At 32.0% G+C, this 14391-nt stretch carries 14 protein-coding genes; 2 read left to right on the top strand and 12 right to left on the bottom strand.

What is annotated here, in order from left to right:
- The first annotated feature begins 41 nt into the window (after positions 1 to 41).
- Positions 42 to 281 carry a DUF2164 domain-containing protein gene (locus PTZ02_RS18095; RefSeq protein WP_274229155.1) on the top strand — a complete coding sequence of 80 codons (240 nt, stop codon included), beginning with the start codon at positions 42 to 44 and terminating at the stop codon, positions 279 to 281.
- Positions 282 to 322: 41 nt separating this feature from the next.
- On the opposite strand, the gene PTZ02_RS18090 is transcribed toward PTZ02_RS18095, so the two are convergent.
- From PTZ02_RS18090 to PTZ02_RS18080, 3 genes are all read right to left on the bottom strand, one after another.
- Positions 323 to 1711, bottom strand: a complete 1389-nt coding sequence (locus tag PTZ02_RS18090; RefSeq protein WP_274229154.1) for a sensor histidine kinase — start codon at positions 1709 to 1711, stop codon at positions 323 to 325.
- Positions 1708 to 2388 (bottom strand): response regulator transcription factor, encoded by a 681-nt coding sequence (locus tag PTZ02_RS18085; RefSeq protein WP_274229153.1) that lies wholly within the window; start codon positions 2386 to 2388, stop codon positions 1708 to 1710. Before PTZ02_RS18085 ends, PTZ02_RS18090 begins: the two co-directional genes overlap by 4 nt.
- 158 nt (positions 2389 to 2546) lie before the next feature.
- Positions 2547 to 3929, bottom strand: a complete 1383-nt coding sequence (locus tag PTZ02_RS18080; protein WP_274229152.1) for an amino acid permease — start codon at positions 3927 to 3929, stop codon at positions 2547 to 2549.
- A gap of 405 nt (positions 3930 to 4334) precedes the next feature.
- Here PTZ02_RS18080 and PTZ02_RS18075 point away from each other — a divergent pair, with 405 nt between their 5' ends.
- A complete protein-coding gene (locus tag PTZ02_RS18075) occupies positions 4335 to 4715 on the top strand; it encodes a hypothetical protein (protein WP_274229151.1) in 381 nt (126 codons plus the stop codon).
- A 54-nt stretch (positions 4716 to 4769) separates the two neighbouring features.
- Here the strand turns inward: PTZ02_RS18075 and PTZ02_RS18070 are convergent, their stop codons facing one another.
- The 9 genes from PTZ02_RS18070 to PTZ02_RS18030 all read right to left on the bottom strand — a co-directional run bounded on the left by PTZ02_RS18070 (position 4770) and on the right by PTZ02_RS18030 (position 14261).
- Positions 4770 to 6122 carry a 6-phospho-beta-glucosidase gene (locus PTZ02_RS18070; RefSeq protein WP_274229150.1) on the bottom strand — a complete coding sequence of 451 codons (1353 nt, stop codon included), beginning with the start codon at positions 6120 to 6122 and terminating at the stop codon, positions 4770 to 4772.
- 126 nt (positions 6123 to 6248) lie between these two features.
- Positions 6249 to 6560 (bottom strand): PTS sugar transporter subunit IIB, encoded by a 312-nt coding sequence (locus tag PTZ02_RS18065; protein WP_274229149.1) that lies wholly within the window; start codon positions 6558 to 6560, stop codon positions 6249 to 6251.
- A 17-nt stretch (positions 6561 to 6577) separates the two neighbouring features.
- The gene (locus PTZ02_RS18060; protein WP_274229148.1) at positions 6578 to 8020 is read right to left on the bottom strand and encodes a glycoside hydrolase family 1 protein; all 1443 of its coding nucleotides are present in this window, start codon (positions 8018 to 8020) and stop codon (positions 6578 to 6580) included.
- Between the two features lie 27 nt (positions 8021 to 8047).
- The gene (gene uxuA / locus PTZ02_RS18055) at positions 8048 to 9085 is read right to left on the bottom strand and encodes a mannonate dehydratase (RefSeq protein WP_274229147.1); all 1038 of its coding nucleotides are present in this window, start codon (positions 9083 to 9085) and stop codon (positions 8048 to 8050) included.
- Between the two features lie 49 nt (positions 9086 to 9134).
- On the bottom strand, positions 9135 to 10466 hold the full coding sequence (gene celB, locus PTZ02_RS18050) for a PTS cellobiose transporter subunit IIC (RefSeq protein ID WP_274229146.1): 1332 nt from the start codon (positions 10464 to 10466) through the stop codon (positions 9135 to 9137).
- 28 nt (positions 10467 to 10494) lie between these two features.
- Entirely contained in the window at positions 10495 to 12207 is a 1713-nt protein-coding gene (gene ilvD / locus PTZ02_RS18045) for a dihydroxy-acid dehydratase (RefSeq protein WP_274229145.1), read from the bottom strand.
- A gap of 13 nt (positions 12208 to 12220) precedes the next feature.
- Positions 12221 to 13222 carry a sugar kinase gene (locus tag PTZ02_RS18040; RefSeq protein WP_274229144.1) on the bottom strand — a complete coding sequence of 334 codons (1002 nt, stop codon included), beginning with the start codon at positions 13220 to 13222 and terminating at the stop codon, positions 12221 to 12223.
- Between the two features lie 31 nt (positions 13223 to 13253).
- Positions 13254 to 13874 (bottom strand): bifunctional 4-hydroxy-2-oxoglutarate aldolase/2-dehydro-3-deoxy-phosphogluconate aldolase, encoded by a 621-nt coding sequence (locus PTZ02_RS18035; protein ID WP_274229143.1) that lies wholly within the window; start codon positions 13872 to 13874, stop codon positions 13254 to 13256.
- A gap of 54 nt (positions 13875 to 13928) precedes the next feature.
- Complete coding sequence (locus tag PTZ02_RS18030) at positions 13929 to 14261, bottom strand: PTS lactose/cellobiose transporter subunit IIA (protein WP_202769170.1); 333 nt, start codon at positions 14259 to 14261, stop codon at positions 13929 to 13931.
- Positions 14262 to 14391 lie beyond the last annotated feature (130 nt).

Genomic DNA, 14391 nt, shown 5'->3' with positions numbered 1-14391 from the left:
AGTGAAATTATATACCATACTTAGTTAAATGGAGGTTTCGTATGAATAATGATAATAATGCAATTAAATTGTCCAAAGAAAAAAGAGAAGAAATGATTTCTGCTATAAAAAATTATTTCCTAAATGAGAGAGAAGAAGAACTTGGAGACCTTGCTTCAGGTATGATTTTGAAGTTTGTTATAGAAGAATTAGCACCTGAATTCTATAATCAAGGTGTTTACGATTCTTATAAATACATGAATAAAAGTATAGATGATTTATTATCAATTCAGAAATATTAGCACATATATATTAAAAATAAAGAATGGCTTATAGCCATTCTTTATATAGGATATTTAATTATAAAACTAACTCCATTTTCTCTATTTACCGCTTTGATTTCACCATTATAGAAATCAATAATCTTTTTAGTTATTGCTAATCCTAGTCCAAAATTACCAGTCTTATCTTTATATAAATTTTCAAATATATGATTTATACTTTTTTCTGGTATGTCAGGTCCATCATTATATATCTCAAGTATTGCTGATTCATCTTCATTTTTTAGCTTAACTTTAATTGTACTTTCTGCATATCTAAGTCCGTTTTCTAATATGTTCTCAATTGCAACTTTTATTTTATCTTTATTTCCGTTTATGCTGATTTTGTCTAAATCTAAATCCCACTCTATTTTACTATTAACAACTTCTAATCTACTTATAATATGTATAAGCAATTCATTTAAATTAAACTCAGAATCTTCATTGCCATTTCCTAAAACATAATCTAGAGTATTTAGATATAATAATTGTTTTATCTTCTTCTCTAAACTTATTGCTTCTTCTTTTATTATCTCCGCTGTTTTTTCAACAGAATCTATATATACTCCATCAATTATGGCCTCTGCATGACTCATAATTACCATTACCGGTGTTTTTAAATCATGTGAGATACTTTGAAGAAACATCTTTTCCTCTTGATCAGCTATCTTTAGTTCTTTTTGCATTCTATTCATAGCTTCAGCTAATCTTCCTATCTCATCTTCATTTTTAATTTTAATTGGTTCTTTCCAGTCTTTATGTGCAATTCTTACTGTATGATCCTCAAGTTCTTTAAGAGGTTTTGATATATAATTTGCAACCAACTTAGCCGTTAAGAATCCTATTGCTATAAATACTAGTCCAATTATAATTACTGTATATAAGATGGTGTTGTCTTGTGTGTTAGGAATAAAAGTAATTAAATATGCTTTACTGCCATCTTGAGATTCCATGGAACTTATGATGAATATAAACTTCATATTCCCATAAGACGCTTTATGTACCTCCTCATAAATGTTATCCCCATTTATATAGCTCGCCATCCACTCTTTAAGCTCCGCTCCATTTATATTGGGTGGCAAATGGCCATTGTCTCCCCCTGGTGGTGGATTGCCATCCTTTGCCTTAACAATATTCTTTACTTCAGTAGTATTATTACTTCCCTTTTTTACAATGAAATTCTCACTGCCTTTAAGATTTTTAAATTCATCAAACCTATTAGGTGCATTGAAGTTGTCTCCTTTTAATACCATATCATGTACAACTTTTAAATCTTGAATCTTTGCATTATCATTGTAGCTTCTGACTGCAACCAAGTACAAGAAAGAAATGCTACATATTATTATAAGGATTATAAGAGTAAAAGTAGTCCAGATTCTCATTGTTAATGACTTAAACTTAAAAAACTTCATGATTTATGTACCAACTTATATCCGTAGCCATATAAAGTTTCAATATTCAACTTATCTACCTTTTTGCGAAGTCTTCTAATTGTATCATCTACTACTCTATCTGAACCAAAATAATCTTCTCCCCAAACTCTTGTTAGAATCTGTTCCCTAGATATTACATTATTTTTATTTTCAGCTAAATAATTTAATAATTCAAACTCCATCTTAGTCAATTGGATTTCTGTGTCTCCTAAAAATACTGTTCTTTGTTTGTTACTAATCCTATATTCACCTATGCTAATCGTTTCATTATCCGTATCTTCTTCTTCATTACCATAAAGTCTTTCCATAAGCTTATTTGTTCTAATAATAAGTTCTCTAGGTAAAAAAGGTTTTGATAAATAGTCATCACTTCCTAATTCTAAGCCTACAACTCTATCTAGTTCTTCATTTCTAGCTGACATAAAGATAACAGGTGTATTTTTGTTATTCTCTTTCACAGCTTTTATTATTGAATAGCCATCAACACCAGGAAGCATTATATCTAGTATCCAAAGATCCGGTTCATCAGATATTCTTTCTAAGGCAGAAAGGCCATCTGAAAAGGTGGTTACATCGTAACCCTCTCTTTGAAGATATTTTTCTAATAAAATATTTAAACTCTTTTCATCCTCTACAAGGTATACACGTTTTGGCAAATTAATCACCTCAAATTTATTTTAGTTCTCTATTTTCTCTTATTTTAACATATAAATTTGTAAATATTTTAGATTAATTATGTGATTTTTATGTGTTTCAGTCCCCTTATTAATAAAAAAAGTGCCTCAAATCTTTGAGGCACTTTCCTATTCATATATTACTTATCTTCATTTTGTAGTACACTATGCTTTCTTCCATATGTGAAGTAAACAATCATACCAATAATAAGCCAAATTATAAATCCGATCCATGTTTTTAAATGTAATCTTGAAAGTAGATATATACAACAAATTATTGTTATAACTGGAGTAAATGGTACTCCTGGACATCTAAATATTCTTTTAAAGTTAGGCATCTTTATTCTAAGTGTTATTACTGCTAATGATACAACTATAAAACTTAATAATGTACCTATGCTTAAAAATTGAACTATCAAATCAAGAGGTAAGAAACCTGCAATGATTGCGGCTACTGTACCAGTTATTATTGTAGATATATATGGAGTCTTATGTGTCTTGTGAACTTTTGAGAACATCTTAGGTAAAAGTCCATCTCTTGACATAACCATAAATACTCTTACTTGACCATATAATACTGCTAATATAGTTGATATCATACCAATTATAGCTCCAGTTCCTACTAAAGCTGAACCCCAATTAATCCCTACTCTTGCAAGAGCACCTGGAACTGCATTTTCAGAAATAATTTCTTTAAATGGAACCATTCCTGTTAATACAAAGGCTACTGAAATGTATAAAAAGCTTACAACTACTAGGCACATAATTAAACCTAAAGGTATATCTCTCTTTGGGTTTTCAGCTTCTTCTGCTGCTGTTGATATAGCATCAAAACCTATATATGAGAAGAATATTGTTGCGGTTCCCGCAAATACACCCTTCCATCCAAATGGGATAAATGGTTTGTAGTTAGCTACATTTATATGTGAAGATCCTAAAATAACAAATAAAAGAATTATGCAAATTTTGATTCCTACCATTATATTATTTACTCTGGCACTTTCCTTCATTCCATAACATAACATTATAGTTATAACCGCTATTATAAGAATTGCTGGAAGGTCTACAATACCGCCTTTACTTGGAGATGCTGTTAATGCTGTTGGTAAAGTTATGCCCAAGTTGCTTAATATTCCAAGGAATGTTCCAGACCATCCTGATGCAACTGCACTACATGCAACTAGATATTCAGCAGTTAGACACCACCCGATTACCATAGCTATTATTTCCCCAAATGTTATATATGCATAAGAGTATGTACTTCCTGCAACTGGGAACATTGTTGAAAGTTCTGTATAAGAAAGCCCACATAGACATGCTACTATAGCTGCTATTATAAAAGATACTATAACAGCCGGTCCTGCTACATGTGCTCCCTCTCCTGTTGCTACGAATATACCAACTCCTACTACTGCCCCAATACCTAATGCTGCTATATCTCTAGCTTTTAAGTTTTTCTTAAGACCAGTTTTATTTGCACCCTCAAGTATTTGTTCGAGAGTTTTTTTCTTAAATATGTTCATTACGTCCTCCTCATAGGATCAAAATTAATTAAATTATCAATAATAAATTAATATATATGAAAATTTATCAGTACGGTTCACTATTATATACTAAATTATAATTTTTTCATAGATATTTCCCTATAATTACTCATATTTTTCTTTTATCCGGTTTATTTTTTTCAATTTATTAATTATTTATTTAATTTTTTAGTCAAAATATTAATTTATTAATTATGAATATACTACTTAAGTAAGTTTTGCCAACTAAACCTATTTTACTTATTAAATAAAAATGCAATAATATTTTAGGCTATTCTAGTACCTTACTTGTAAACAATTCTTAATTAGTAATTAATTTGAAAATTGAATATAATTTAAATATGATATTATGTACGACTATTATAAAAAATAGGAGGTGTGCCTTTGAAGAAAATAGCATTACTTATTATTTCATCAGTTATCTTTTTAGTACTACTTGTTGGTTGTTCATCCACCAAAAATTCATCAAATATAGCTAATGAAAATCAATCTAATACAGCAGCAAATAGTCAAGACATTAGGGAAACTGCATATAATCAACTACCTTCTAGGGATAAAGAGAAAATTAATGGAACTTGGAAGGATAGCAGACTAACCAAAATAACTTTAAATGAAGGAATGGGAATTATTTCAGACAAGTCTTACATTGGAAAAGAAGTCTATCTTGTAGACTTCCCAATAAAGACTAAAGCAATACCTAATAATATGGTTGTATATCTAAGCACAGATACTAACAAATTCTTAGGTTATGGATTAGTTGAATAACAAAAAAGTGCGAAGTTATTCTCCGCACTTTTTTATTTAAAATGAATTATATTTTTATCTATTTTCTATTTCTTTAATTTTCTCTGCAAATTGAGGTAAATGTTTTTTATGAGCAATAAGCATTTCATCTAATAATTCTTTTGCTATTTTTCCACTTGGAACTAATGGATTAATTGTAAATGCATGAAGTGCTTTATTATAATCTCCTGTTATAGCTGCCTCTATAGTAAGTTCCTCCATTGCCTTCATAATTTGTACCATTCCTCTAGCCCCTGGTTCAAACTTGCCCCAATTTAAAGGAATTGGACCACTTGCTGTTATTGTACTAGTAACTTCTACTATTGAATCGTATGGAAGATCATCAATGGCTCCATTATTTTTAGTACTTACAACCATATTGGTTTTCTTATCATTATATATTGATGCTATAAGCTCACACGCTGCATCACTATAATGAGTTCCACCTCTCTTGGTTAATTGTTCTGGTTTATAATCAAGCTTTGGATCTTTATAAAGTTCAAATAATTCTGCTTCAGTCTTTTTAACAACCTCAGCTCTAGTCTCTCCCTTACTAAAATCTTCAAGAGAATGGTTTAACATATCATCAGAAATATAATAATATCTATGATATGCACATGGTATTATTCCTAAGTCTAAAAGTTGTTCATAATTAAATGGAGTTTTCTTTATATTTTTTACTTCCTCTACTTCTATAGTAGAGTTTGGATCATATACCTTCTGTAATACTTCTTTAGTTCTTTCATTTCCTTCATTATCCCACACTCTATGCCAATGGAAATGATTTAGCCCTGCAAACTTGAATGTTAGCTCTTTTTCAGTAGCTCCTAAAACTTGCTCAGCAGTTCTCATTGCACCTATTGGCACATTACATAGTCCTACGGTTCTGTCCCAACCTCCATGTTTTATGGCTGCTTCTGTAACCATTCCTGATGGGTTTGTAAAGTTAACAAGCCAAGCATTAGGACATAACTCTTTCATATCTTTAATTATATCTAGAATTACAGGAATTGTTCTAAAAGCTTTAAACATTCCTCCTGCTCCATTAGTTTCTTGTCCTAATATTCCATGGCTTAAAGGAATTCTTTCATCCTTGATTCTAGCATCAAGAAGTCCTACTCTAAATTGAGTTGATACAAAATCTGCATCTTTTAATGCTTCTCTTCTATCCAATGTTAAATATACTTTCCAATCAAGCCCTGCTGCCTTAACCATTCTTTGGGCCATTGCACCAACAATCTCTAGCTTTTCTCTTCCATCCTCAATATCTACTAGCCAAATTTCTTTTATTGGAAGCTCGTCCTTTCTTTTGATATATCCTTCAATAAGTTCTGGAGTATAACTTGAGCCTCCTCCAATTGTCACTATTTTTAATTCTTTCTTTTTCATACCCTTCACCCCTTCTTCTAATTTGTTTTCCTTGCACAAACCAATTATAAACCTTTACATCGTTAACCAGTTTTCTAAATTTGAAAATTAAAGGCTACCATTTTTGGCAGCCTTTATAAATTAATACTATTTGTTTTCTTCTATCATTTTCATAGCTTTAGCTAAAACTTTAGGACCATTACACATACCATAATCTACAGAATCAATTACATCTACTGGAACTCCAATCTTTGCTCCTTTTTCTTTTAGAACTTTTAATTGGAATCTTATTTGTGGTCCAATTAATGCTACATCAGCTTTTGGAAGGTTTCTATCTACTGCATCAGTAGATACAGCCCAAATTTCTGCTTCTATTCCTTTTTCCTCTGCTGCTTTTTTCATTTTAGTTACTAATAGACTTGTTGACATACCAGCTGAACAAATTAATAATATATTCATATCAATCACCTCATATTTTATTTATATTCAAAGTTAAAATCATCAAATTCAAATTTTCTTTCTTCACTAAGTTTTTTATACCATTCACCAGATTTTTTAATCTTTCTGTTTCTGTTATCTTCTAAGTTTATCTCTACCAATCCATATCTATTTTTGAATGCATTTTGTGGAGATACATTATCAGTAAATGCCCAAAGCATATATCCTGTACAGTTTGACCCTTCTTCAATACCTTTTAGAAGCCATCTTAAGTGATCAGAAATAAATTCAATTCTATAATCATCTTGGATTACTCCAGCTTCATTCTTGTATCGATGTTCATTTTCTACTCCCATTCCATTTTCAGCAATGAACCATTCAATATTTCCGTATTCTTCTTTCATTCTAATTGCAAAATCATACATTACTTTAGGATATATTTCCCATCCTCTAAATGGATTCATCTTTCTTCCTTGAAGCTCATGTTTATCAAAGAAATATGATGGATGGAATGGAACATTAGGATTCCAAGCTTCATTTCTTGCCTTAACTCTTGTTGGTGCGTATATATTTACTCCTAATACATCAATAGTATTATTTTTAATAATTTTAAGTTCCTCTTCTGTATACTCAAAGCAACAGTTATGTTCCTTTAATATTGAAATTAACTCTGCTGGAACTTCTCCTTTAATTGAAGGATCTAAGAAAATTCTATTAAAGAATAAATCAAACTTATCAGCAGCTTCTACGTCATGCTTTGCTGAAGATCTAGGATAGCATACATCAGGATTTAAGATAACACCTATCTTTCCTCCATCCTTATTGTATCCACCTTCTTTAAAAACATTAATAACTTTTGCTGTAGCTAGTATTTTATTGTAGTTCCATTGCATAGCAGTTTGAGTATCTTGTTTAAATGGATATCTAATACTATCTAGGAATATTCTTGTTTGAACTACAATTGGTTCGTTAAAAGTAAACCATTTTTTAACCTTATGACTATATCTCTTAAACACTTCTTCTGCATACTTTACATATAGTTCAACAACGTGCTTTGATCCCCAACCACCGTGATTTAAAAACAATTGTGCTGGTAATTCATAATGCTCTAAGCAAATCATCGGTTCAATTCCGTTTGCAATTAATTCATCAATTAGATTATCATAATACTCAGCTGCTTCCTCGTTTACCTCAACAGTTTCATAATTAATTATAAACCTAGACCAATCTATAGATGTTCTAAAACTTTGCAATCCAACCTTCTTCATCAATTGAACATCTTCTTTGTATCTATTATAAAAATCTGTTGCGATTGTTGGACCATATCCATCATGCCATAACTCAGGTGTTGATTTATACCAAAGATCCATGTATGAATCTTGTCCATCTTTTTTTCCTGACCAGCCTTCTGTTTGCCAAGCTGATACTGCAGCTCCTACAAAGAAATCCTTTGGCAATTCATATACTTTTTTATTACTCATATTCTTCCTCCTTATAAATTACTATTTCTACTTCTTTATTGCTTCCCATATTCCTGTCAAATACATTGCTCCTAAAGCTCTGTCATATAGTCCATATCCTGCCTTGCCTGTTTCGCCCCATATCATTCTTCCATGGTCTGGTCTAATATATCCAGTAAAACCTCCTTCATAAAGAGCTTTTAATATCTCTGTCATATCAAGTGACCCACATTTTGATAAATGAGCTGATTCTTCGAAACTTCCGTCTTCTAATAGTTTAACATTTCTAGCATGTACAAAATGTACCTTTCCTAATGGTGTAAACTTCTCAATTATTTTAACTACATCATTATCTTTTGATGCTCCTAACGATCCTGTGCATATGGTCAATCCATTGCTAGGACTATCATATATCTTCACAAGCCTCTCTAGTGCTTTTTCGCCAGTTATTATCCTAGGCAATCCAAATATTGGCCAAGGTGGATCATCCGGATGTATTGCCATCTTTATACCATTTTGTTCTGCAACTGGTACTATTTGTTTTAAGAAATACTCAAGATTTTCCCATAACTTTTCTTCTGTAATATTTGAATACTTCTCAAACAAGTCTTGCAGCTCATCCAGTTTATATGAGGAATCCCACCCTGGCAGTGATAAGCTTCCATCTAAAGGGTTCATATCTTTGATTTGTTCTTTATAGTAAACAAGGGTTGTAGATTCATCATCCAAAACTTTATCTAATTGACTTCTAGTCCAATCAAACACCGGCATAAAATTATAACAAATAACCTTAATACCCATTTTAGATAAATTCCTAATTGTTTCCTTATAGTTCTCTATATACCTATCTCTAGTTGGTAATCCTAATTTAATATCCTCATGGACTGGCACACTTTCTATTACTTCAAAACCCAAGCCTTTACTTTCTACTCTTTTCTTAAGCTCTTCAATTTTACTCAGTGGCCAGGCTTCACCTACCTGCACGTTATATAGTGCACTTACAATTCCAGAAATACAAGGAACTTGTTTGATGTACTTAAGGGTTACAGGATCTTCTTCACCGTACCATCTAAATACCATCTTCATCTTACTCACCTCTTTTACTTTATACACTTTCTGCTCTTATCTTTGCTTCTTATACTGCTTCTGCTTCATCTAGCATATTTTCTTCGTGAACCTTTTGTTTATCCCAAACTTTTACGAATGGTAAGTATATTACAACTGATAATGCTATTGCTAATAATTGAAGAATTATTGCTCTCCAGTCACCATTTGTTGCTAGGAATCCAGATATCGGTGCTGGAATTGTCCAAGGAATAGCTATACCTGCTGGTCTGCTTACAAGATTTAATGCCATTGCTACATATGTTAATATTGCAATTGAAAGGTTTGATAATATAAATGGAATCATCATAATTGGGTTCATAACTATTGGAACACCAAATATTATTGGTTCTGATATATTAAATATTGCTGGTGCAAGTGCTAATTTACTTAATGTTTTTAGCTGTTTAGATCTTCCTACTATTAGTATCGCAATAACTAAACCTATAGCTGCTCCACATCCACCTATATTAACAAAGTTATCGTAGAATTGCTTTGTAATAATGTTTGGAAGATGTTGTCCTGCTTCTAATGCTGCTCTGTTTTGATCCATTGCTGGTAATAAAACTGAATCCATAACTCCGAAAACAACACGAGTACCATGTATACCTAATGACCAGAAGAACATATATAAGAATACTGTAACTATCATTCCTCCGAAGGATAATCCTACTTTTGATAATGGAGCTCCAACGAATTGAGTTATAAATGAAAATACTGTAGTGAACTTAGTAGCTTCAAATCCTAAACGAATTAAGAAGAATAATGTTATTATTATTAATCCTGGAGTAATTGCTGCGAAAGATTTTGCTACTGCTGGTGGAACTGATTCTGGCATTTTAACAACCCAGTTCTTTTTAATTACAAATACAAATATCTCTGTAGCTATAATAGCTGTGAATATTGCAACTAGTAAGCCGCCGGCTCCCATGTTAGCTGTTTGCCATGTTTTACCTAAGTTTAAAGCTGTACCATCACTTAATTTTGCATTAATATTTTGTACTGGAATTAGTAATAAAAATGCTGCAAGTGAAACTGCACCAGCTGAAAGACCATCTACATCCTGATCTTTTGCTATCTGATAAGATACAGAGAATACTGCAAGCATACCAACTATATCGAAAGTTACACGTGTAGGATATAGTAACTTAGCTGTAAACCCATTTCCGAATATATGATTTATAAAATCATTGAATGCAGGTACAGGTACGTTACCTAAAATCATGAATATTGATCCTATGATGATAAGTGGCATCGTTATTGCCAAACCATCACGTAATGCTCTAATATGTCTTTGATTAGCTATTACAGCTGCTATTGGCATTACTTTTTCTTCTAAAAAGTTAATAAATTTATTTCCCATTAATATTTCCCTCCTAATATTTCACTTATTAATAAATTGTTCCGCCTTCAATTCCTGAAGTGGCATTTGATGTATATAATCCTAAAACTCCATCTTTAAATTTTTGTTCATGTTTCTTTAAGTTTTTCATTCTATCATTAAATATTTCTACTACCTCTTCTTTAGATAGTATCTTTCCCTTAATACCAACAACATTAATTTTTCTTTCATCAATATTTATATCGACTATATCTCCATCTTCAACTACTGCTATTGGGCCTCCGCTTGCTGCTTCCGGAGACACATGTCCTATGGCTGGCCCTCTTGTTGCCCCTGAAAATCTTCCGTCAGTTATGAGAGCAACTGTTGAACTCAAATTTTCGTCAGAGGCTATTGCTTCTGTTGTATAAAACATTTCTGGCATACCACTTCCACGAGGTCCTTCATATCTAATGAATACCGCATCTCCTGGCTTAACACGTTTTTCTATTACAGCATTAAATGCATCTTCTTCACTGTCAAATACTCTAGCAGTTAATTGTACTTTCCACATAGATTTTGGTAATGCTGAGTGTTTTATTACACAACCTTCTGGCGCTACATTCCCCCTTAACACTGACACAGAGCCACTTTCATTAATTGGTGTGTCTACGCTTAAGATAACTTCATCACCTTTAATATTTTTGTTCATTGAAGTAAATACTTGATAACTTTTTTCTGCATTAAATTCCTCTAGATTTTCACCTAAGGTTTTTCCTGTAACCGTTATAACATCAAGGTTTAGATGTTTCTTTATCTTGTTCATAATGGCAGGTATTCCTCCACTATGATAAATATAATCTGCTGGCCAGTTTCCACTTGGTCTTACATTAAGTAAATATGGTACTTCTCTGTGAATTCTATCAAAATCATCTGCTGTTATTTCAATGCCTAATTGCTTTGCAATTGCTGGAATATGAAGCATCGCATTGGTTGATCCTCCAATTGCGGCATGAACAACTATTGCATTTTCAAAAGCCTCTTTTGTTAATATTTCCTTTGAGGTTATTCCTTTATCAATTAATGTCATCAATGCTTCTGAAGATCTTACTGCATATTCTTCAATAACTTTTGATCTTGCTGGAAGCAATGCTGCCCCAGGTAATGCAAGACCTAATGCTTCGGTCAACGTTTGCATTGTAGCTGCTGTTCCCATAAATGAACATGCACCACAACCCGGACATGCATTTTCCTTATAAAAGTTATATTTTTCTTCAGTAATTTCTCCTCTTTTAAACATTGCACTGTAGGTTCCAATTTGATTTAGAGTAAGAAGTTCTGGCCCTGATCCCATTATTCCGCCTGGCATTACTATCGCCGGAATTTTAAGCCTTGCGATTGCAACTAAATGTGCAGGTAGACCTTTGTCACAACTTGATATGAATAATCCACCATCAAAAGGAGTTGCTTTATAATGTATCTCAATTAAGTTGGCTATTATTTCTCTAGATACTAACGAATAATTCATTCCATCATGCCCTTGAGCCTGACCATCGCATATATCTGTTCCATAATAATCATAGGGTTCCACATCTAATTTATTAAAATTACTTTTTGCTACTTCAACTAATTTATTAAGGTGTACGCTTCCTGGATGACTTTTCCCGAAGGTACTTTCTATTAGCACTTGAGGTTTAGAAAGATCTTTTTTATTTATCCCCATTCCAATTCTTAATGAATCCATTTCTGGAGCTATTGATCTAACTTCTTGTGAATTCAACATTACCTAATCACCTCTATCTATTAATCGCTATCTTCATATTGCCTATCTCTTTTATGCTATTTTCCGAAACAATCATGTGATCTCCCTTGATAGTACATTTAAGAGCTGCGCTTGCTACCCCGAAATCTATTGTTTCTTTAAGTGAGTAATTATTAATTAATCCATAAATTATTCCTGATACAAATGCATCTCCACTTCCAACTCTCTCTATCATGTTAGTTTTAAGTGTTTTGGATTCATAGAGTTTATCAGAATATGCATAAGCTTTATATGAATTGCTATTTTCCGAGTCATTTTTTCTTTCTGTATGGAAAATATATTTGAATTTATATCTGTCTTTTAATAATTTCATTCTATCTTCGATGTCTTGTGTACTTGCTTCATCTCTATTAAATAAATCATAATCATCATCTGATCCCTTTATTGGTTCTATTCCAAAACAAATATCTACATATGGGGCTATTTCACTTAAGAAATCCTTCGCCTCTTTAATTCCCCACATCTTGGATCTATAATTTAAATCCATAGAGATAGTAATCTTATTATCTTTTGCCTTAAGTACTAATTTCTTTAGTATTTCTCTTACGCCTTCACTTACTGCTGCTGTTATTCCGCTGAAATGAAACCAGGTAATATCTTTTAGGACTTCTTGAGTATCTATTTCTTCTACTGTAAGTTTTGAGAAGGCTGAGTTTTTTCTGTCATATATAACAGAATCTCCTCTTACCCCTGTACCTCGTTCAGTAAAGTAGAAACCCATCTTTTCTCCATTTCTTAGTATATATTTCGTATTAACACCTAATCCTTTAAAATGTCTAACTATATCATCACACATATTGTTCTTTGGAATAGCTGATAATATTGATGTTTCAAGTCCAAGTCCTGAAAGTGTTGCTGCTATATTTGCTTCAGAACCCCCATAAAAGTATTCCACTAGATTTCCATTTGAATATATATTGTTATCTTTGTTGGTATATCTTATTAATACCTCTCCGAAAGCTAAGAATCTCTCCATTTCTTCACCTCATTTAAAACACATTGCTTAATTATTTAATCTTGTTACAGAAAGCTTTTGCTTTGTTTACTATGTTGTGGTATTCGAGATTCGTATTTTCAGTTAAAACACTTCCTATACCCAAGGCATCTGCTCCAGCCTTTATCCACTCTTCCATGTTTTCTAGATTTACCCCACCAGTAACCATGTATTTAATACTTGGAATAGGCGTTTTAATTGCTTTTATGAATTTGGGTCCTACCAAATCTCCTGGAAATATTTTTACCATTTTGCATTCATATTTTTGTGCTTTAATTATTTCACTAGGAGTAATACACCCTGGAATATATAATATTTCTTTATTATTACAGTATTCTGCTATTTCTTCATCGAAGTTTGGGCCAACTATAAATGTTGCTCCGCTTTCTATTGCTTCTTTTGCTATTTGAATATTAGTTACAGTTCCTGCTCCGACACATAAATTCTCATCCTTAATAAAATTTTTAATAAGTTCAGATGCATCTTTATTTGTATAAGTAATTTCAATTGATGTTATTCCTGCGTCCTTTGAGGCTGTGATAATATTTTTTCCTTCTTCTAAATTTTCACCTCTAACAACAGCTACAAGTTTTTTATTTAGAATTGAATTTAAAACTTCTTCTTGGGTTTTCACATACTCACCTCCTTTATGATGTGTGTTATTTATTTAAAAAACTGTGTTGTTATGCTAACACACATTTATTTTTTCTTTTAGTTCTAACACAACTTCATACACATCAATAATCTCTTGAGCTAAGTCTCTTACTGTCATTGCATTCATAAAATGATCTTGTGCATGTACCATAAGAAGAGTAACCTCTTTAGAATTTCCTGCTGCCTCATCCTGGATTAGACTTGTTTGAATATTGTGTGCTTTCTCTAATGCCTCACCACAGCTCTCCAAATGTTTTTTTGCTTCATCAATTTGTCCTTCTTTTGCTGCTCTTATGGCACTCATCGCATAACTTTTTGCATCTCCGCCACTAACTATAATTTGAAATACTATATCTTGATAGTCCATTTGCTTCACCCTTCCCTAAAACAATCTGTTTTGTGTTATTTATTTTCTCGATATTAATATAAGCAACTATCGTGCCAACACACATAAATTTACGAAAAAAAATCCTATTTGATTAATTCAAATAGGAATT

The organism is Clostridium sp. 'White wine YQ' (genome assembly GCF_028728205.1).
Classification (GTDB): Bacteria; Bacillota; Clostridia; order Clostridiales; family Clostridiaceae; genus Clostridium_T.
The sequence above is the reverse complement of the archived record's forward strand: the minus strand, read 5'-3'. Positions and strand labels throughout refer to the sequence as shown.